The organism is Marivita sp. NO-S04, assembly GCF_059070475.1.
Window position 1 is genome coordinate 820,758 of record NZ_CM180980.1, and the last position, 19,959, is coordinate 840,716.

Consider the following 19,959-nt stretch of genomic DNA (forward strand, 5'->3'; position numbering starts at 1 on the left):
GATCCGGAGGGCGCAATGCCGCAATTTCTGTCTACGCTAGATGCCGATTTCGACTCGCGCTTTACCGCGATCCTCAATGCCAAGCGCGAGGATAGCCCGGATGTGGACGACATCGTGGCGGGCATCATTGCCGATGTGCGCAAGCGTGGCGATGCGGCGGTGCTGGAATTGACGGCCAAGTTCGATCGGTTGGATCTGACCGCCACTCAAATGCGCGTGTCCGAGGCCGAAATTGATGCCGAGATCGCCAAGGTGCCGGAAGCCGAGCGCGCGGCGCTGGAAACGGCGGCGGAACGTATTCGCGCTTATCACACGCGGCAAATCCCCAACGACGAGATGTGGACCGACGAACAGGGGGCCACTTTGGGCTGGCGCTGGACGCCTGTGTCGGCGGCTGGGCTCTATGTGCCCGGCGGTCTGGCCAGTTACCCGTCCTCGGTCCTGATGAACGCGGTTCCGGCCAAGGTGGCGGGCGTTGGACGGCTTGCTGTTACGGTGCCGACGCCCGATGGGATCATCAACCCGTTGGTGATGATGGCCTGCCGCATTGCCGGGGTGGACGAAGTTTACCGCATAGGCGGCGCGCAGGCGGTTGCGGCGCTCGCCTATGGAACCGAAAGCATTGCGCCAGTGGACAAGATAACTGGGCCGGGCAACGCCTTTGTCGCTGCAGCGAAACGGCGGGTGTTTGGCAAGGTGGGTATCGACATGATCGCGGGGCCGTCCGAGATTTTGGTCATTGCGGATGGCGAGAATGACCCGGACTGGATCGCTTTGGACCTGATGTCTCAGGCCGAACATGACGAATCCGCGCAATCGCTGTTGATCACAACCGATGCCGCCTTTGGTCAGGCCGTGGCGAACGCTGTCGAAAAGCGCCTTGAAACGCTTGAGCGCCGCGCGATTGCTGGGGCAAGCTGGCGCGACTTTGGCGCAGTGATCACCGTGCGCGATCTGGACGAGGCGGCGGAGCTTTGTGATCGGATTGCGCCAGAGCATCTTGAGCTTTGCGTTGATGATCCTGACGCTTTGTCTGCCAAGATCACTCACGCAGGCGCGATCTTCCTTGGACAATGGACGCCTGAAGCCATCGGCGATTATGTCGGTGGCCCGAACCACGTTCTGCCGACAGCACGGTCGGCACGGTTCTCCTCGGGCCTGTCGGTGCTGGATTTCCTCAAGCGGACAACCTTGGCGAAAATGTCACCCGAAGCATTGCGGGCGATTGGTCCGGCGGCAGAAACGCTGGCGCGGTCGGAATCGCTCGAGGCGCATGGGCTGTCGGTGACGGCACGTCTGCGCAAGCTGAACGGCTGATCTTTCCCGTCACGCACAGATGCGATAGCGGTTGTGCCAAGACAGCAGCAGAGGTGCGCAATGATCCCCGTTCAGGGCTTTGAAGGCCATCAGGTGGCCGTGTTGGGTTTGGGCCGGTCCGGCCTGTCGGCGGCGCGTGCCTTGCGCGAAGGTGGGGCCACGGCGGTTTGCTGGGATGACAACCCCAAAGCCCGCGAGGCCGCCGAGGCCGAAGGGTTCGAGATCCGCGAACTCACCCGCGACGGCGCCTTTGATTCCATTGCCTGCCTGATCGTCAGCCCCGGCATTCCCCATCTGTACCCGACACCGAACCCTGTGATCGCCAAGGCTTGGGCGGCAGGTGTGCCGGTGGACAACGATATCGGGCTGTTCTTCCGGTCCTTGGCGACAGGTGAATGGGACGAGTTCGACACCGCCCCGCGCGTGATCGCGGTGACCGGATCGAACGGCAAATCTACCACCTCGGCTCTGATCCATCACGTTCTGGAAGAGGCGGGGCGCACCAGCCAGTTGGCGGGCAATATCGGGCGCGGCGTGCTGGACATTGATCCGCCGGGGGATGGCGATGTGGTTGTGCTGGAACTGTCCAGCTACCAGACCGATCTCGCGCGCGCGCTGACGCCGGACGTGGCTGTGTTCACCAATCTGTCGCCGGATCATCTTGACCGGCATGCCGGACTGGGCGGTTATTTCGCCGCCAAACGCAGGCTGTTTGCCGAAGGCGGGCCGGACCGCGCGGTGATTGGCGTGGACGAAAACGAAGGGCTGTACATCGCCAACCAGCTGGCCGAAGGGCCGGGGGATGATCGGGTGATCCGTATCTCGTCGGGTCAAAAGCTGACCGGACCGGGTTGGCACGTCTATGCGCGCAAGGGGTTCCTGACCGAATGGCGCAAGGGCAAACAGGTGGGCTCGATCGACCTGCGCGAGATCAAGGGACTGCCGGGTGCGCACAACCATCAGAACGCTTGTGCGGCCTATGCCGCGACCCGCGCGCTGGGCCTCGCGCCGCGTCAGATCGAAGCCGCGATGAAGTCCTTTGGCGGACTACCACATCGCAGCCAGATCATCGGCGAGAAAAACGGCGTGACCTTCGTCAATGACAGCAAGGCCACGAACGTGGATTCCGCGCTTAAGGCGTTGCAGGCGTTTCAGAATATTCGCTGGATTTGCGGCGGGCTGCAAAAAGAGGGCGGCCTTGATGGTTTGGCTCCCGGTTTTGAGCATGTTCGTAAAGCCTATGTCATCGGGCGCGAGGCGGATGGATTTGCGGTGCAGTTGACCGGGGTCGAAACAGAGGCCTGTGGCACGATGGAGGTGGCCGTTGCCCGCGCTGCGGCTGAAGCCGAACCGGGGGACATCGTGTTGTTGGCCCCTGCCGCGGCAAGCTTTGACCAGTATGACAGCTTCGAAAAACGCGGTGAGGATTTTGCCGCGCGGGTGCAGGCTTTGATAGGCTAAGCCGTGGTAGCAATTCCGCCGGGCGGTGTGCGCAGGTCTTGCATCAGCCCTGCATGTACCGCGTCGGCGTGGATCACGCCCAATTGTGCCGGGATCTTCTCGAGCCCAAGAATATAGGCAATCGCAAAGCGGTGCATGCCGCCGCCATCGCGCAATGGCGTGCCGTCGCGGGCGGTGTGCACAAGAATACCGCCATGTTCGCGGCGCGTCTGGTTCACGCTGCCATGGGGCCGAAGCGCTCCGGTGCGCTTTGCCTCATCGTAAATCCGGTCGAGCCCTTCATAGCGCGCGATCAATTCTTCGCGGCTCGAAAATCCGTCAACGACGCCTTCTTTGTCGAGTCGCTTGAGCATCCAGGAAAAGATATCGGTTTGATGCCACGGCACACCGCGTTCGAAATGATCGCGGATGCTGTCTAGCTTGATCTGGCTGGTCAACGGTTTGCGGGACATGTCCCAGTCACCACTGGCCACCATACCCGAGTGCCGACGCCGAAACCGAGGTGCGCCATTGGCGGGGTCGGCGCGATAAAAGTCGGTCACATGAAGGGGGCGAATCCAGATCAGTTCGTCGCTTTGCGGCGCATCAGGGCCAAACCGCCAGCGGTTGACCACATCGCGCACCACTTTGCCCGGAACACCGGCAGATATCGCCCGTTTTACATCTTTCATGCCTTGGCGCTGCGCCACTTGGCCAAGGCGTTTGTTTCGACCGCGCCGGGATGCACCACACCCAGCTGCGCCGGAATGCGCGTCAGACCCAAGGCACGCGCAATACCGAGGCGGTGGTTGCCTATGGCCCCGAATATCGGCTGGCCGTGGCGATCAAGATGGACATACACACCTTCTGGCAAACGCGGAGTGCCAAACCGGTGAACGGTTTCGTCACGAAAGCCATTTTCGCGAATTTCAAAATAAAGCGCGTCTATTTTTTTCGTAACGCGCGACAATGTCAGCCATGCTTGCGCAACTGTCAAACGGGCCGCGCGTGTCGATCATTTCTTGCATTCGGTCGTAGACGCCCGTTTCGAGCCACGGCACACCATCCCTGAAATGCGCAAGGCAGGCTGCAATTTTCCACGATTGATCCAGAGGTTCTGTGCATTGGTCCCAATCTCCTGCCAGAACCATGCCCGAATGTCGCCGTTTGTAATCCGGTGTCTCTGCCGGGTTGCGCGTGTAGATGCGGGTCAGTTGTGATGGGTTGATCCAGATCCGTTCCTGCGCGCGCGGAAAATTCCCACCACCAGACAGATAGTTCGCAACATCACGGAATGGTCCGCGCAGAATGGCTAGGGGAGAGGAAGGGATCGCAGGATTGGCTGGCATCCCCTCAAATTGTAAAAGTCTTGTAAAACTTCAAGTCTGTTTTGTAACCGCCAGTCCCGCTGCAACGCTGGAACTCCACGCCCACTGGAAATTATAGCCGCCCAACCAGCCGGTTACATCCACTGCTTCGCCAATCATATAAAGCCCCGGCACATCGCGCGACATCATCGTCTTACTGTCGATCCGGTCCGTGCTGATCCCGCCCAATGTCACTTCGGCGGTGCGATAGCCTTCGCTGCCCGTGGGGGTCAGCGCCCAGTCACGCAGGGTGCCTGTGATCTCGTCGATACGCTTGTCCGACAGGTCACCGACATTTCCGCCCAAGGGCATGTCGGCGGCAAGATGGGTCACCAAGCGCTCGGGCAGCACCTCGGCCAAGGTGGTGGTCACATTGCGTTTGCCTTGGTTCTGACGGGCTGACTTGAGCGTGGTCACCAGATCATGATGTGGCAGCAGGTTCACGCGGATCGCATCCCCTTCGGCCCAATAGCTTGAGATCTGCAGCACCGCGGGTCCACTGAGGCCGCGGTGAGTAAAAAGCAGCGCTTCCTCAAACGCCGTGCCGTTGGCCTGCGCAATCACCGGGGTCGACACGCCGGAAATGGCTGCGAAGCGTTGATCCGAGAAGGTCAGCGGAACAAGGGCAGGGCGGGTGTCGGTGATGGTATGGCCGAACTGACGTGCAATGTCATAGGCCAGACCCGTTGCGCCCATCTTGGGGATCGATTTGCCGCCTGTGGCCAGCACAAGATTGCGCGAAGTGACGCTGTGGCGTTTGCCCTCGCGTTCGATCTGCGCGCTGAAACGCGATCCGTCATGGCTCAGGTCCACAAGCGAGGTTTGCAGCCAAAGTTCGGCCCCGGCCTGCGCCATCTCGGCACGCAGCATCTCGATGATCTGGGTCGCCTTGTCGTCGCAGAACAACTGCCCGAGCGTCTTTTCGTGCCACGCGATCTTGTGACGGCTCACGAGGTCAAGGAAATCCCACTGGGTGTACCGGCTGAGCGCGGATTTGTGGAAATGCGGGTTCTGCCCCAGAAACCGAGCCGGATCGGTGTACATGTTGGTGAAATTGCAGCGCCCACCGCCCGAGATGCGGATCTTCTCGCCCGCTGCCTTGGCATGGTCGATGATCAGCGTCGACGATCCCGCATGTGCCGCGCACATCATGCCAGCCGCGCCAGCGCCAAGAATGAGAGTGTCCACCTGCATGACGCGCACCCATCACGGAATTGGTCCTTATTCAAGTCCGGTTGCGCGAATCATTCCTCTGGATCGAGGGAATCATATCGGTTAGAGTGTCCCAAAGGCTCGGGAAAACACGGGCGTTCGAGGCAGAAATAGCGGTGAAACCATGACAGAGATGGTCTATGGCACGGTCCCAAGCCGCGCGGGGGAACCTGTGTTGCCGAAGTGGTGGCGCACGGTCGACAAATGGTCATTGTCCTGCATTCTGATCCTGTTCGGCATCGGCATCTTGCTGGGGCTGGCGGCGTCTCCGCCCTTGGCAGAGCGCAACGGCTTCGCGCCGTTCCACTATGTCCAGCGGCAGGCTGTATTCGGTGGGCTGGCGCTGGGAGTGATGATCTTTGTCTCGATGCTTGGCCCCATCGTCGTGCGCCGATTGGCTGTTTTGGGGTTTGCCGCGGCCTTTATCGCTTTGGCTTTACTGCCCTTCTTCGGAACCGATTTCGGCAAGGGCGCGGTGCGCTGGTATTCGCTGGGCTTTGCGTCGTTGCAACCGTCAGAATTCCTCAAGCCCACCTTCGTGATCGTGACCGCGTGGTTTCTTGCCGCCAGTCAGGATCTGGGCGGCCCGCCGGGCAAGACGCTGTCTTTTGCCATCACCATCAGCATTGTTCTCATGCTGGCGCTGCAACCTGACTTCGGTCAGGCCTGTCTGGTGCTGTTCGGTTGGGGCGTGATGTATTTCGTGGCCGGTGCGCCGATGTTGTTGCTGATGATCCTTGCCGGATTTGTGGTGCTGGGCGGCACTGTCGCCTACCAGAATTCCGAGCACTTTGCCCGTCGCATCGACGGCTTTCTTAGTCCCGAGGTCGATCCGACCACGCAGCTGGGTTACGCCACCAACGCGATCCGCGAAGGCGGGTTTCTGGGTGTTGGTGTGGGCGAGGGGCAGGTGAAGTGGTCGCTGCCGGATGCCCATACGGATTTCATCATCGCCGTTGCCGCCGAAGAATACGGGCTTGTTCTTGTCCTCATCATCATTGCGCTTTACGCGACCATCGTGGTGCGGTCGCTGCTGCGGCTGATGCGCGAACGTGATCCGTTTATCCGGCTGGCGGGCACAGGGCTTGCCTGCATGTTCGGTGTGCAGGCCATGATCAACATGGGGGTCGCGGTGCGGCTTTTGCCGGCCAAAGGTATGACCTTGCCATTCGTGAGCTATGGCGGGTCGTCCCTGATTGCGGGGGGCATTGCCGTTGGCATGCTTTTGGCCTTCACACGCAGCAGGCCACAGGGCGAAATCGGCGATATCTTGCGAGGACGGCTGCGATAATCCCCGTATATGGGGTGAATCGCCCCTTGGTTTGTTGACAAACGCCTCTTTGGCAGGTCTCTGTCCTTCAATCCTTGGGCGGGGGACTTATGCGCAAACCTTATCTTGTCATTGCAGCCGGAGGGACCGGCGGTCACATGTTTCCGGCACAGGCGCTGGCAGAGGTCATGCTGCGCCGGGGCTGGCGTGTGAAGCTGTCGACCGACGCGCGCGGCGCGCGGTACACGGGCGGTTTTCCACATTCGACCGAGATCGAACAGGTGGCCAGCGCGACCTTTGCGCGGGGTGGAATCGTCGCGAAGGCGCTGGTTCCCCTGCGCGTGCTGGGTGGCGTGCTCTCGATGTCGTGGCGGATGTTGCGCGACCGGCCTGACGTGGTGGTCGGGTTCGGCGGTTATCCGTCCATCCCTGCGTTGGGTGCCGCATGGGTGCTGCGGCGGCCTAGGATGATCCACGAACAGAACGGGGTGCTGGGTCGGGTGAACGCGCTCTTCGCCAAGCGTGTGGACCGGGTCGCTTGTGGAACATGGCCGACGACGCTGCCTGAAGGTGTTGAAGGTGTGCATGTGGGCAATCCCGTGCGGCTTGCCGTGAAAGACCGTGCGGGGGCGGCCTATATCACGCCCGGCGATTATCCGATGTCGATCCTCGTAATCGGCGGCAGTCAGGGCGCGCGCATTCTGTCGGACGTGGTGCCGCCCGCGATTGCGTCGTTGCCGCTTGAGACCCTGCAACACCTGCGCGTCAGCCATCAGGCGCGGGATGAGGATGCAGAGCGCGTCGCGAGCTACTATGCCGAACAAGGCGTCAACGCCGATGTGCAGCCTTTTTTCACCGATGTGCCAAAACGGATGACTGAAGCACAGCTTGTGATCTCGCGCTCGGGTGCGTCGAGTGTCGCTGACATTTCGGTGATCGGGAGGCCGTCGATCCTCGTGCCGTATGCCGCGGCCACCGGCGATCATCAGAGCGCCAATGCGCGCGGATTGGTCGAGGCCGGTGCAGCGATCCGCATTCCCGAAAGCAAGCTGAACGTCGACAGTCTGGCCAAACAGATCGTCGCGGTTTTGCAAAACCCCCAAGCGGCGTTGCACATGTCACAAGCCGCACTGTCGCAGGCTAAACCGGATGCCGCGCAAGACCTTGCCGCGCTGGTCGAGATGTTGGCAGGCCAAACACCACAGACCCCAGAAGGACAGACCGAATGAACGCCGCCACCAAATTGCCCGTCGATATCGGGGCCATCCATTTCGTCGGCATCGGCGGTATCGGCATGTCGGGCATTGCCGAAGTCTTGGTGAACTTGGGCTACACGGTGCAGGGGTCGGATCTGAAGGCCTCCAAGATCACCAACCGTCTGGCCGATCTGGGCGCGCGCATCTTCGAGGGCCAGCGGGCCGAGAACCTTGATGGGGCCGAAGTGGTGGTTGTCTCTACCGCGATCAAGCCGGGCAATCCTGAACTGGACGAAGCGCGTCTACGCGGGCTTCCTGTGGTGCGCCGTGCCGATATGTTGGCCGAATTGATGCGGCTCAAGTCGAACATCGCGATTGCCGGTACGCATGGCAAGACAACCACAACCACGATGATGGCCGAGTTGATGGTGGCCGGGGGGTTCGATCCGACTGTGATCAATGGCGGCGTTATCCACGCCTACGGCTCCAACGCGCGGATGGGGCAGGGAGAATGGATGGTGGTCGAGGCCGACGAGAGTGACGGATCGTTCAACCGTCTGCCTGCAACCATCGGGATCGTCACCAATATCGACCCCGAACACATGGAACATTGGGGTGATTTCGACCGACTGCGGCAGGGGTTTCAGGACTTCGTGTCGAACATCCCGTTCTACGGCATCGCCGTGTGCTGCACCGATCATGAAGAGGTGCAGCGTCTTGTGGGCAAGGTCACCGATCGGCGTGTCGTGACCTATGGCTTCAACGCGCAGGCGGATGTGCGGGCGGTGAACCTGCGATATGAAAAAGGCGTGGCGCATTTCGACATCGCGCTTCAGGCCGAAGATGACAGCATCGACGGCTGCACTTTGCCGATGCCCGGCGATCACAACGTGTCGAACGCCCTGTCCGCAGTTGCCGTGGCGCGGCATCTGGGCATGAAGAAAGACGAAATCCGGCAGGCGCTCGCGGCCTTTGGCGGTGTGAACCGTCGCTTTACAAAGGTGGGCGAATGGAACGGCGTAACCATCATTGACGATTACGGCCACCACCCGGTCGAGATTGCCGCTGTTTTGAAAGCGGCGCGGCAGGCCTCAGAAGGCCGGGTCATTGCGGTGCACCAGCCGCACCGCTACACCCGCTTGTCGAGCCTCTTTGAGGATTTTTGCGCCTGTTTCAACGAGGCGGATGTGGTGGCGATTGCCGAGGTCTTTTCGGCGGGAGAAGACCCCATCGAAGGCGCGTCACGCGATGATCTGGTGGCCGGTTTGATCCGCCATGGTCACCGGCACGCCCGCGCCATCCTGAACGAGGACGATCTGGAACGGCTGGTCCGCGAACAGGCGCGTCCGGGGGATATGGTGGTCTGTCTTGGGGCAGGTACGATTTCGACCTGGGCCAACGGCCTGCCGGAGCGGTTGGCAAGATAGATGTGGGTCGGGGGGAGGATGCGTCGACGCATCCTCGTTTTCGGTTGACCGAAAACCGGTGCGCTACCCCTTAGTCCTGCGGCGTGACCAAGAGGTGTTTGTCGAACCAGCCTGGATGGGGGCGTTGGGTTTCCTTGCGCGCTGGATGTGGCTACCACTCGGCGTGATCTTTTTGCTTTAGGAGCGACACGATGGATCTGAATGCGGATTTCGCCAAACGGGTGGTGGTTCACGCTAGGAACGCGCCTTGGATCGCATCGCCCATGCCGGGGGTGGATCGGCGCATGCTCGACCGGATCGGTGACGAGGTTGCACGGGCGACGTCGATTGTCCGCTACGCTCCGGGCAGCGCGTTTTCGGCCCATACGCACACCGGCGGCGAAGAGTTTTTGGTGCTAGAGGGTGTGTTTCAGGACGAGCATGGCGACTACCCGGCGGGCACCTATGTGCGCAATCCGCCGACGACCTCGCACACGCCCGGCGCGGCAGAGGGGTGCACCATCTTCGTCAAGCTCTGGCAATTCGATCTGGAGGATCGCACCCAGTTTCGGATGGACATGGACGCGCAGCTTGGAGCGGTTCAGGATGGTATCGCGCGGGCCGAGCTGCACCGCGATGAGCGTGAGGTTGTGTCATACCACGTGCTTGAACCGGGCGCCGTGTTGACCGAGGACACGGCCGGTGGCATCGAAGTTCTTGTGCTGGACGGCAGGGTGCATGAGGGCGCGGACGATCTTGTGAGATGGTCTTGGCTGCGCCTGCCGGACGGTGCGCCTTTGCGTGCGACGGCAGGGCCAAAAGGCGCACGGCTTTGGATGAAGACCGGCCATTTGCCCTTTGCCCAAGCGCCGATGGTCTGACTTTGGCGGGGACAGTGGCGATTGTTGGCGGTGGGCTCACCGGGCTGGCGCTTGCACATAGGGTGCACGCTGCAGGGCGTGCGGTTCGCCTGTTCGAAGGGCGCGATCGGTTGGGCGGACGGATCTCGACGGTCCGCATCGGGACGCAGTGGTTCGATCTTGGTCCGTCTTGGTTCTGGCCGGGGCAGCCGCGGATGGCGTCGATGGTGCAGGATTTGGGGTTGGAGGTCTTTCCGCAATTCGCCGATGGCGCACAGCTTTTTGAAACCGCCCAAGGCGCGGTGATCCGGGATCGCGGCTTTGCCTCGATGCAGGGCTCATTGCGGGTGCGGGGTGGCATGGGTGCCATTGTCCGCGCTTTGGCCGCGCAGTTGCCAGAGAGTTGTGTCGAGACAGGCCGCGAAGTGCGGTCGGTTTCCGCGGACGGCGTTCTGGGATTCGACGATGGCAATCAACAGGTCTTTGATCAGATCGTGCTGGCTGTGCCGCCACGGGTTGCGGCGGGGTTGCACATCACGCCAGACTTGCCGACGCCGGTGCAGTCTGCCTTGCACAATATTCCGACCTGGATGGCGGGACATGCCAAATTTGTCGCCGTATATGACACCCCGTTTTGGCGGCACGACGGGCTTTCGGGCGATGCGTCGAGCCAGCTTGGCCCATTGGCGGAAATCCACGATGCCAGCGCCGATACCGGCGGGGCGCTGTTCGGTTTTCTGGGTGTGCCCGCCGGGGCGCGTGCAGGCCAACGGGAGGCGGTGATCGCCGCGGCCGTGGCGCAATTGGGGCGGCTGTTCGGGCCGGATGCTGCGTCCCCGGTGGAGGTGTTCTACACCGATTGGGCTGAAGAGGCGTTGACGGCGGTGGCGGCCGACCAGACACCATTGTCCCACCATCCGGCCTATGGACGGCCTGCGGCTCTGGTGCCGACGCGGGACAGCCGCATTCTTTTCGCGTCAAGCGAGCTGGCTCCCGAGATGGGTGGCTATCTGGAAGGCGCGCTGGCGGCGGCCGAAGAGGCGGCAGGTTGGGTTCTGGCGACACCTGTGCGCTAAAGAGCGGGGTGCATGCATCAACGAATCTATGGTGTCAGTCGACCTCAACCGGCCTGTCCCACATGTAAATTCCTTGGCTTCACCGTTTTCGGGTCGTGATTTGGCCCGAAACCGTGTGTACCGAACCAAAATGGAACACTGGACGGATCATTGACGGCATGGTGCTGTGGCTTTCCCTTGGTTGGGTTTTTGCGTCTGTCATGGTCGCGATGCTGCCTCTGCGGTCGCAATATGTGCCGGGCGTGCTGTTGTTGCTCGCAGCACCTATTCTGATCGTTCTGATCGCACGGGCCATCGGTTTTTGGGCGGCCTTTGCGGCGCTGCTGGCCTTCGCGTCGATGTACCGCAATCCGTTACGATATTTCTGGACACGCCTGACAAGGCCCAAGGAGGAGCACCCCCTATGATGAGCTATTCCCTTAGTGCAGCCTGCTGCTGGATCATCCTCGCGGCGATCCTTGCCGCACTTCCGTCGCGCGACAATCATTGGCGTCGGGCTTATGGGCTGATGGCTTTGGGGGCCCCGATCCTTGTCTGGGTCTATCTGTCTGACGGGGTCATCTGGGGTCTGGTCTTTACCTTGGCCATGCTGAGCGTGTTCCGTTGGCCTTTGCGCTACTTTATCGCGTGGCTTCTGCGGGCGGTGTCGCGCCGCGCGGAATGAGGCTTTACGTGCCGCACCCCTTTGGGCAAAACGCGGAGCATGAGCACTCTTCCTGACGTTCGGGGTACATTGACCCCCAACAAAGTTTTGTCCGACCTGACTTGGCTGCGCGTGGGCGGGCCGGCAGACTGGCTGTTCCAACCTATGGATGCGGATGATCTCTCCGATTTCCTCCGTGACCTTTCCAAAGACGTGCATGTCTTTCCCATGGGCGTCGGATCGAACCTGATCGTCCGCGACGGCGGTTTGCGGGCGGTGGTGATCCGCTTGGGGCGCGGATTCACCGGCATTTCCATCGACGAAACACGCGTGACAGCAGGTGCGGCTGCGCTTGATGCCCATGTGGCGCGCAAGGCCGCTGATGCAGGGGTGGATCTGACTTTCCTGCGCACCATCCCCGGTGCCATCGGGGGCGCTGTGTGTATGAACGCGGGCTGTTATGGGTCATATGTCGCCGATCATCTGGTCGAGGTGCGTGCGGTTTTGCGCACCGGCGACATGGTGACGTTTCCGGCCTCGGACCTGCATTTGTCCTATCGATCAAGCGTTTTACCCGAAGGTGCGGTTGTGATCGAAGCAGTGTTCGAGGGCCAACTCGGCGATCCCGCAGCGCTGCATGAGCGGATGGAAGACCAACTGGCCAAACGCGATGCAACCCAGCCCACAAAGGATCGCACCGCAGGCAGCACGTTTCGCAATCCGGCAGGGTTTTCTTCGACTGGCAAAGCCGACGATGTGCATGACCTGAAGGCGTGGAAGGTGATTGACGATGCTGGGATGCGGGGGGCTACGCGGGGTGGGGCCCAGATGTCGCCCAAGCATTCGAACTTTCTGGTCAACACCGGTGGTGCCACGGCGGCGGACCTTGAAGGATTGGGCGAAGAGGTGCAAAAAAAGGTTTTCTTGCACTCTGGAATAGAGTTAGAATGGGAAATCAAACGCGTTGGTGAGCCGGTGGCTGACAGGACGTGACCGGACGAGGGATAAACCCTTGCAGGTGAAGGCGGTGCGCCGGGCAGGTTGCACAACATAAAAAGGGGTACAGCCCCAGGCAGAAATGGGGGCAAACCCCCATGATTTGAGGCGGTTTTGGGTATGTCGAGCAGGGCAAACCCGAAAGTGGCAGTATTGATGGGTGGCCCCTCGGCCGAACGCGAGGTGTCCTTATCGACAGGGCGTGAATGCGCCGCCGCTTTGCGGGACGAAGGATTCGAGGTTCACGAGGTCGATGCGGGCCGTGATCTCGCATCCGTATTGACCAGCCTTTCTCCAGATGTCTGTTTCAACGCGCTTCACGGTCGTTGGGGCGAAGACGGCTGTGTGCAAGGCCTGCTTGAATGGTTGGGCATTCCTTACACACATTCCGGAGTCCTCGCCTCGGCTTTGGCCATGGACAAAGAGCGGACCAAGGATGTCTATCGCCGCCATGGTTTGCCAGTGGTGGACAGCGTTCTTGCCGCGCGGGATGAGGTGAACGAGCGCCACGTGATGGCGCCGCCTTACGTGGTCAAACCCTTCAACGAGGGGTCATCCGTCGGGGTGTATCTTGTCAGCGAAGGCGTGAACGATCCGCCGCAACTGTCGGACGACATGCCCGAGACTGTGATGGTCGAAGCCTTTGCGCCGGGCCGCGAATTGACGACGACCGTGGTCGGGGATCGGGCGCTGTGCGTGACCGACATTCTGACCGACGGCTGGTATGACTACGACGCCAAGTACAAACCCGGCGGGTCGCGCCATGTGCTGCCTGCCGCTGTTCCAGACGAGATCACGGCGGCGTGCCTCGATTATGCCGTTCGCGCGCACAACGCGCTGGGGTGCAAAGGTGTCAGCCGCACGGATTTCCGCTGGGACGAAAGCAAAGGGCTGGCTGGTTTGATCCTGCTTGAGACCAACACACAGCCCGGCATGACACCGACATCGCTGACACCGGAACAGGCGGCGCATACGGGTATGAGTTTCGGTGCATTGTGCCGTTGGATCGTTGAGGACGCATCATGTCACAGATGACCGCGCGCCCCGATCCGGCGCCGTCGCGCCTGAAGTACCGCATGGAACGGCTGATGCTGACGCCGCTGTTCCGGCTGGTGTTACGGTTCGGGCTGCCCTGTCTTTTGACCTTCGGAATCGCAAGCTGGTGGCTGTCGGTCGATGACAACCGGATGAAGATCATCGACACCTATGCCGACTTGCGTTCGCAAGTGGAAAGCCGCCCGGAGTTCATGGTCAACATGATGGTGGTGGATGGTGCGAGCGAGATTGTCTCGGATGGCATCCGACAGATGTTGCCTTTGGACTTTCCGATCAGTTCCTTCGACCTCGATCTTGAAGCGATGCGTGAAGTTGTGGTGTCGCTCGATCCGGTCAAATCCGCCCGACTTTACGTGCGTCAGGGCAATGTACTGCAAGTCGACGTGGTTGAACGAATCCCAGTGGTGCTGTGGCGAAACGAGCAGGGCTTGCAGCTTTTGGATGTCGAGGGTGTGTTGGTCGGCCCCGCTTTCGTAAGGGCTGATTGGCCCGAGTTGCCGTTGATCGTTGGCGATGGTGCAGACAAGAACGTCATCGAAGCACTGGACCTCGTGGCGGCCGCAGAGCCGCTTTCCGCGCGTTTGCGGGGACTTGTGCGGATGGGGGAGCGGCGGTGGGACGTGGTGCTTGACCGCGAGCAGCGCATCCTTTTGCCGGAAATCGAAGCGGTACAGGCGCTGGAACGGGTGATCGCCATGGATCAGGCGGTCGACATGCTGGAACGGGACCTCGTCGCAGTCGATCTGCGACTGCCGAACCTGCCAACACTTAGAATGACAGACGGAGCGGTGCAGGAACTCATCCGCATCCGGGCGATCGAGGCAGGGGAATAGTAAGAATGATCGAGCTTTACGAGTCACAGCGGGCGATGCGCAACATGCGCAAGGCGGCGATGCAGAGAGGGGTGATTGCCATTCTCGACATCGGCAGCTCCAAGATCGCGTGTCTTGTGTTGCGGTTCGATGGAACGGACCGCGTCATCGAAACCGACAGCATCGGATCGTTGGCTGGTCAATCCGGCTTTCGGGTGATCGGCGCTGCGACGACGCGGTCTCGCGGTGTGCGCTTTGGCGAAATCGATTCGATGGGTGAAACCGAACGCGCCATCCGCACCGCGGTGCAGGCGGCGCAGAAGATGGCGCAGATTCGCGTTGATCATGTGATCGCCTGTTTCGCCGGTGCTGATCCGCGCAGCTATGGGCTTGCCGGGCGGGTCGATGTCGCAGGCACCACGGTGGATGAACAAGATGTCGCGCGTGTGCTGTCGGCCTGTGATGTCCCCGAGTTCGGTCATGGACGCGAGGTTCTGCATGCGCAGCCGGTGAACTTTGCCCTCGATCATCGCAGCGGCTTGATCGATCCACGGGGCCAGATCGGGCAGGAATTGGCTGTCGACATGCATATGCTCACGGTTGATGCCTTGGCGATCCAGAACCTCGCGCATTGCATGAAGCGCTGTGACCTCGAATTGGCGGGTATCGCAAGCTCTGGCTATGTTTCGGGCGTGTCGGCACTGGTCGAGGATGAACAAGAGCTTGGCGCCGCCTGTATCGACATGGGTGGTGGATCAACTGGCCTGTCTATCTTCATGAAAAAGCACATGATTTACGCGGACGCCGTGCGTATGGGCGGTGATCATGTGACCAGCGATATTTCGATGGGATTGCAGGTTCCGATGGCCGTGGCCGAACGGATCAAGACCTTTCATGGCGGTGTCGTGGCAACCGGGATGGACGACCGTGACATGATCGAAATCGGTGGCGACACGGGCGACTGGCATCATGACCGTCGGTCCGTCAGCCGTGCCGAACTGATCGGCATTATGCGTCCGCGCGTCGAAGAAATCCTTGAAGAGGTCCGTGCGCGGCTGGATGCAGCCGGTTTCGAACACCTCCCAAGCCAGCAAATCGTACTTACTGGCGGAGCCAGCCAAATCCCTGGTCTGGACGGTCTGGCAACCAAGATCCTCGGCCAGCAAGTGCGCCTTGGACGGCCCATGCGGGTACACGGTTTGCCACAGGCCGCAACCGGTCCGGGATTCGCCAGTGCGGTCGGTTTGTGTCTATTTGCGGCCAATCCGCAGGACGAATGGTGGGACTTTGAGATCCCCGTAGACCGCTATCCGGCACGATCCTTGCAGCGTGCAGTAAAATGGTTCCGCGATAACTGGTGACCGCAAGATGTTGAGCTTTCGGCAAAATCCCGCGTAGGGGGGTGGCAAGTAGCGGCACATTTGGTGCTAAACTACGGTTTTTACGTGACGTTTGGGTGATTGCCCGGTAATAATTGTAGAAACAGGTGCAGAAAACGTCCCGAAATGGGGCTGAGACAGCAGGCGGACAAACAAATGACATTGAACCTTTCGGTGCCCGGACAGGAAGAATTGAAACCCCGCATCACCGTGTTCGGTGTAGGCGGTGCAGGCGGAAACGCGGTCAACAACATGATCGACAAGTCCCTTGAGGGCGTCGATTTCGTGGTGGCCAACACAGATGCGCAGGCCCTGCAGCAAAGCCGTTCGGCCAGCCGCATCCAGCTGGGCGTCAAAGTGACCGAGGGTCTGGGCGCTGGCGCCCGCGCGACAGTAGGCGCCGCGGCTGCGGAAGAAAGCATCGAGCAAATCGTTGATCACCTTGCCGGGGCGCACATGTGCTTCATCACGGCGGGGATGGGTGGCGGCACCGGGACAGGTGCGGCACCGATCATCGCACAGGCGGCCCGTGAGTTGGGTGTTCTGACTGTTGGTGTTGTGACCAAGCCGTTCCAGTTCGAAGGCAACAAGCGGATGATGCAGGCCGAGGATGGCGTCGAGGCGCTGCAAAAGGTCGTTGATACGCTGATCATCATTCCAAACCAAAACCTGTTCCGTTTGGCCAACGAAAAGACCACCTTTACCGAAGCGTTTTCGATGGCAGACGACGTTCTGTATCAGGGTGTGAAGGGTGTGACTGACCTGATGGTCCGTCCGGGTCTGATCAACCTCGACTTTGCTGACGTGCGTGCAGTGATGGACGAAATGGGCAAGGCGATGATGGGCACCGGCGAGGCCGAGGGCGAAGATCGCGCCATTCAGGCTGCCGAAAAGGCCATCGCGAACCCGCTGCTGGACGAAATCAGCCTGCGTGGCGCGAAGGGTGTTCTCATCAACATCACCGGTGGTCACGACCTTACCCTGTTCGAACTCGACGAAGCAGCAAACCGCATCCGCGAAGAAGTGGATCAGGACGCAAACATCATCGTTGGCTCGACGCTGGATGACAGCATGGAGGGCATGATGCGTGTCAGCGTAGTCGCAACCGGCATCGACGCCGTTGATGTACACACCGAAGTTCCGGTGCCGCGCCGGTCTCTCGCAACGCCGCTGACCCAGACCACACGTGTCGAGGAAATCCAGCACGCCGAGCGCGCAGAACCCAAGCCCGAGCCGATTGCGGCCCGCACGGCACACGAGCCGTCGCTGTTCGATGCCGAGCGTGAAGCGGCTGAAGAGCAGATGGAAACCTTGTTTGAGGGCGAACGCGTGCAGACCGAGGCCGTCGACGACGATGGCCTGCCGATGCCTGCCTACCGTCCGCAGGTGGCTGAATTCAATCCGCGCGAAGACAGCATCGAAGCCGATCCTGAACAGTTCGTTGCACCGCGTGCCCCGGCTCCTGGCACCCCGAGCGCCGAAGCGCTGGCACGTTTGCAAGCCGCGGCATCACGTGCCCGCCCCGCACCGGGCGCCCGCCCGAACATGCAGGTCGAGCAAGAGCCAGCAGACAGTGAACGCCCCCGTTTTGGCATCAATTCGTTGATCAATCGGATGACTGGTCATGGTCAGCAGGCCGAAGCTCCCGTGCGTCGCACAGCGCAACCGCCTGTCCAATCCAGCGGTGCCGCTCCGGCGCGCGCACCGTCTCAGGACGCGGATGAAGATCAGGAGCGGATCGAGATCCCGGCTTTCCTGCGGCGTCAGGCAAACTAAAAAAGCGAAGAATCGCTTTCGAAACGCTCCCGGTTCCGGGGGCGTTTTTTGTTGAGAAACAATATATTGCGTACTCAGGCGAGAATCCGCCGATATCTTTTGGGCGCTTGTTTCAGCCCGTTACAATCTTTGATTTGAGACCAGATAGGTCAGCGAGTATCACCCATCTTGAAACGTCGCATGGGGGTGCCGGCGTATTTTGTTGAGGATCATTTGCAGACAACTGTTCACTCCACAGTCCGTTTTTCGGGCATCGGCCTGCACACCGGTCGTCCGGTCAACATGTCGATCTGCCCGGCGCCGTCTGATCATGGCATCGTGTTCGAGCGCGCGGATATTCGTTTGGGCAATGCACGGATTCCAGCCTTGTTCGACTTTGCCGAACATTCGCCGCTCTGCACCAAGATCGTAAACGAGGCAGGTGTCTCAGTCTCAACCATCGAACATGTCATGGCAGCTTTGGCTGGGTGCGGTGTGCACAACGCTCTGGTTCGGATCGATGGCCCGGAAGCCCCCGTTCTTGACGGCAGTGCACTGCCTTTCGTGCGCAGCATTCTGGCTGCTGGCGTCAAACAAATGCGCGCACCCATCAGGGTGATCGAGGTGTTGGGTAGGATTGAAGTGCATACAGCACAGGGCTGGGCGCGCCTGGGGCCGGGTGAAGGCCTGACGATGGATTTCCACATCGACTTCTCCGACCGGGCCATTGGTAAACAAAGCAAGTCGCTCAACCTTGCCAATGGCACATTTGTCCGTGAACTCAGTGACAGCCGTACTTTCTGCCGGGCGTCCGATGTCGATGCGATGCGCGCCGTCGGCAAGGCACTTGGCGGTACGATGGAAAACGCCGTGGTTGTCGATGGCGATGCCGTTCTCAGTCCGGGTGGTCTACGTCACCTCGACGAGGCTGTACGCCACAAGATGTTGGATGCGCTTGGCGATCTCGCTTTGGCAGGCGCGCCGATGCTGGCTCATTACGAAGGCCACAAAGCGGGGCACACCCTGACGAACATGCTTTTGCGCGAACTGTTCGCCACACCGGACGGCTACCGCATCCGCGAATGCGATGCAGTTTTGGCGGCTCGTTTGCCGGGGGCTGGCGTATCGGCGCGCGAAATTCCGGCGGTTGCCTGACCGCTGCCTCAGCACATGCATTATGCCGCACAACCAGCTTGCGCTGACGCGTGATCGCTTGTGTGCCTAAAGGCGTTTTGCCTTCCGATTTAATGTGCTAGGACCAAAGACAGGCAAGTGGCACATATAGCCACGGCGGTTTAACGAAGGTGACGGGCATGGCAGCGGGCAGAAGCGCAAGAGCTGTGATCGGAGCGGGGCTCTTGGTGGTGACGCTGACGGCGTGCAGCGATGGCGAACGTCCGGGCTTCGGCCCCGGTGGTGTGCCGATCGAGAATTTTACCGCCGAACAGATCTTTGAACGGGGCGAATTCGAACTGGATCGCAGCGATCCCGAAGATGCCGCGTTCTATTTCTCCGAAGTCGAACGTCTCTATCCTTATTCGGAATTGGCAAAACGTGCTGTGATCATGCAGGCCTTCGCCCATCACCAGAACAAGGATTACGAGAACAGCCGCTCTGCCGCTCAGCGGTATATCGACTTTTATCCGACCGACGAAGATGCGGCCTACGCGCAGTATCTTCTCGCGCTCAGCTATTACGACCAGATCGAGGAAGTGGGTCGCGATCAGGGTCTGACATTCCAGGCGTTGCAGGCCTTGCGCACCGTGATCGAACGCTACCCCGACAGCGAATACGCGCGGTCCTCGGTGCTCAAGTTCGATTTGGCGTTTGACCATCTCGCTGCCAAGGAAATGGAAATCGGGCGCTATTACCTGCGCCGCGAACATCATGCGGCCGCGATCAACCGCTTCCGAGTCGTGGTCGAGGATTTCCAAACCACAACTCACACCGCCGAAGCGTTGCACCGTCTGGTTGAGGCGTATCTGTCATTGGGCCTGACCGATGAAGCACAGACAGCTGGGGCCATTCTGGGCTACAACTACCAGTCCACAGATTGGTACGAAGACAGCTTCAAACTGCTGACAGGCCGTGGGCTTGAACTGAAGGCGACCGGAGACAATTGGCTGCGGCAAATCTATCGCCAGATGGTCAAGGGTCAGTGGCTTTGATCGGGG

Annotated in this window: 19 protein-coding genes; 16 read left to right on the forward strand and 3 right to left on the reverse strand. The window is 60.6% G+C overall.

The genetic code is table 11. The annotated features are described in order from the left end of the window. The first annotated feature begins 15 nt into the window (after window positions 1-15). Window positions 16-1,317 (forward strand): histidinol dehydrogenase, encoded by a 1,302-nt coding sequence (hisD, locus tag ACK3EW_RS04320; protein ID WP_493808597.1) that lies wholly within the window; start codon window positions 16-18, stop codon window positions 1,315-1,317. A 60-nt stretch (window positions 1,318-1,377) separates the two neighbouring features. Then, on the forward strand, window positions 1,378-2,778 hold the full coding sequence (murD, locus tag ACK3EW_RS04325) for a UDP-N-acetylmuramoyl-L-alanine--D-glutamate ligase (protein ID WP_493808598.1): 1,401 nt from the start codon (window positions 1,378-1,380) through the stop codon (window positions 2,776-2,778). On the opposite strand, the gene ACK3EW_RS04330 is transcribed toward murD, so the two are convergent. The 3 genes from ACK3EW_RS04330 to ACK3EW_RS04340 form a co-directional block, all read right to left on the reverse strand. After that, window positions 2,775-3,449 (reverse strand): hypothetical protein, encoded by a 675-nt coding sequence (locus tag ACK3EW_RS04330; RefSeq protein ID WP_493808599.1) that lies wholly within the window; start codon window positions 3,447-3,449, stop codon window positions 2,775-2,777. The two genes, murD and ACK3EW_RS04330, sit on opposite strands and share 4 nt — an antisense overlap. Continuing rightward, on the reverse strand, window positions 3,446-3,754 hold the full coding sequence (locus ACK3EW_RS04335) for a hypothetical protein (protein WP_493808600.1): 309 nt from the start codon (window positions 3,752-3,754) through the stop codon (window positions 3,446-3,448). Before ACK3EW_RS04335 ends, ACK3EW_RS04330 begins: the two co-directional genes overlap by 4 nt. Window positions 3,755-4,136: 382 nt before the next feature. Further along, the gene (locus ACK3EW_RS04340; RefSeq protein ID WP_493808601.1) at window positions 4,137-5,318 is read right to left on the reverse strand and encodes a BaiN/RdsA family NAD(P)/FAD-dependent oxidoreductase; all 1,182 of its coding nucleotides are present in this window, start codon (window positions 5,316-5,318) and stop codon (window positions 4,137-4,139) included. Window positions 5,319-5,460: 142 nt separating this feature from the next. Between ACK3EW_RS04340 and ftsW the strand changes: the two genes are divergently transcribed. The 14 genes from ftsW (at window position 5,461) to ACK3EW_RS04410 (ending at window position 19,953) form a co-directional block, all read left to right on the forward strand. Then, window positions 5,461-6,627, forward strand: a complete 1,167-nt coding sequence (gene ftsW / locus ACK3EW_RS04345; RefSeq protein WP_493808602.1) for a putative lipid II flippase FtsW — start codon at window positions 5,461-5,463, stop codon at window positions 6,625-6,627. An 89-nt stretch (window positions 6,628-6,716) separates the two neighbouring features. Then, a complete protein-coding gene (locus ACK3EW_RS04350) occupies window positions 6,717-7,835 on the forward strand; it encodes a UDP-N-acetylglucosamine--N-acetylmuramyl-(pentapeptide) pyrophosphoryl-undecaprenol N-acetylglucosamine transferase (RefSeq protein WP_493808603.1) in 1,119 nt (372 codons plus the stop codon). Further along, the gene (gene murC, locus ACK3EW_RS04355; RefSeq protein WP_493808604.1) at window positions 7,832-9,229 is read left to right on the forward strand and encodes a UDP-N-acetylmuramate--L-alanine ligase; all 1,398 of its coding nucleotides are present in this window, start codon (window positions 7,832-7,834) and stop codon (window positions 9,227-9,229) included. Before ACK3EW_RS04350 ends, murC begins: the two co-directional genes overlap by 4 nt. Before the next feature lie 191 nt (window positions 9,230-9,420). Beyond that, window positions 9,421-10,089, forward strand: coding sequence for a cupin domain-containing protein (locus ACK3EW_RS04360; protein WP_493808605.1), 669 nt, complete (start codon window positions 9,421-9,423; stop codon window positions 10,087-10,089). Then, complete coding sequence (locus ACK3EW_RS04365) at window positions 10,041-11,144, forward strand: flavin monoamine oxidase family protein (protein ID WP_493808606.1); 1,104 nt, start codon at window positions 10,041-10,043, stop codon at window positions 11,142-11,144. Before ACK3EW_RS04360 ends, ACK3EW_RS04365 begins: the two co-directional genes overlap by 49 nt. Window positions 11,145-11,257: 113 nt before the next feature. Then, window positions 11,258-11,551 (forward strand): DUF2484 family protein, encoded by a 294-nt coding sequence (locus tag ACK3EW_RS04370; RefSeq protein ID WP_493808607.1) that lies wholly within the window; start codon window positions 11,258-11,260, stop codon window positions 11,549-11,551. Further along, window positions 11,548-11,808 (forward strand): DUF2484 family protein, encoded by a 261-nt coding sequence (locus ACK3EW_RS04375; RefSeq protein ID WP_493808608.1) that lies wholly within the window; start codon window positions 11,548-11,550, stop codon window positions 11,806-11,808. Before ACK3EW_RS04370 ends, ACK3EW_RS04375 begins: the two co-directional genes overlap by 4 nt. A gap of 39 nt (window positions 11,809-11,847) precedes the next feature. Further along, window positions 11,848-12,780 carry a UDP-N-acetylmuramate dehydrogenase gene (gene murB, locus ACK3EW_RS04380; RefSeq protein WP_493808609.1) on the forward strand — a complete coding sequence of 311 codons (933 nt, stop codon included), beginning with the start codon at window positions 11,848-11,850 and terminating at the stop codon, window positions 12,778-12,780. A 123-nt stretch (window positions 12,781-12,903) separates the two neighbouring features. Further along, window positions 12,904-13,818, forward strand: coding sequence for a D-alanine--D-alanine ligase (locus ACK3EW_RS04385; protein ID WP_493808610.1), 915 nt, complete (start codon window positions 12,904-12,906; stop codon window positions 13,816-13,818). Then, a complete protein-coding gene (locus tag ACK3EW_RS04390) occupies window positions 13,806-14,672 on the forward strand; it encodes a cell division protein FtsQ/DivIB (RefSeq protein WP_493808611.1) in 867 nt (288 codons plus the stop codon). Before ACK3EW_RS04385 ends, ACK3EW_RS04390 begins: the two co-directional genes overlap by 13 nt. 5 nt (window positions 14,673-14,677) lie before the next feature. After that, window positions 14,678-16,012 carry a cell division protein FtsA gene (ftsA, locus tag ACK3EW_RS04395; protein WP_493808612.1) on the forward strand — a complete coding sequence of 445 codons (1,335 nt, stop codon included), beginning with the start codon at window positions 14,678-14,680 and terminating at the stop codon, window positions 16,010-16,012. Between the two features lie 174 nt (window positions 16,013-16,186). Beyond that, window positions 16,187-17,806: a cell division protein FtsZ gene (ftsZ, locus tag ACK3EW_RS04400; protein WP_493808613.1), complete on the forward strand. Its 1,620-nt coding sequence runs from the start codon at window positions 16,187-16,189 to the stop codon at window positions 17,804-17,806. Between the two features lie 213 nt (window positions 17,807-18,019). Next, entirely contained in the window at window positions 18,020-18,940 is a 921-nt protein-coding gene (gene lpxC, locus ACK3EW_RS04405; protein WP_493808614.1) for a UDP-3-O-acyl-N-acetylglucosamine deacetylase, read from the forward strand. 158 nt (window positions 18,941-19,098) lie between these two features. Continuing rightward, a complete protein-coding gene (locus ACK3EW_RS04410) occupies window positions 19,099-19,953 on the forward strand; it encodes an outer membrane protein assembly factor BamD (protein WP_439119573.1) in 855 nt (284 codons plus the stop codon). The last annotated feature ends 6 nt before the right edge of the window (window positions 19,954-19,959 follow it).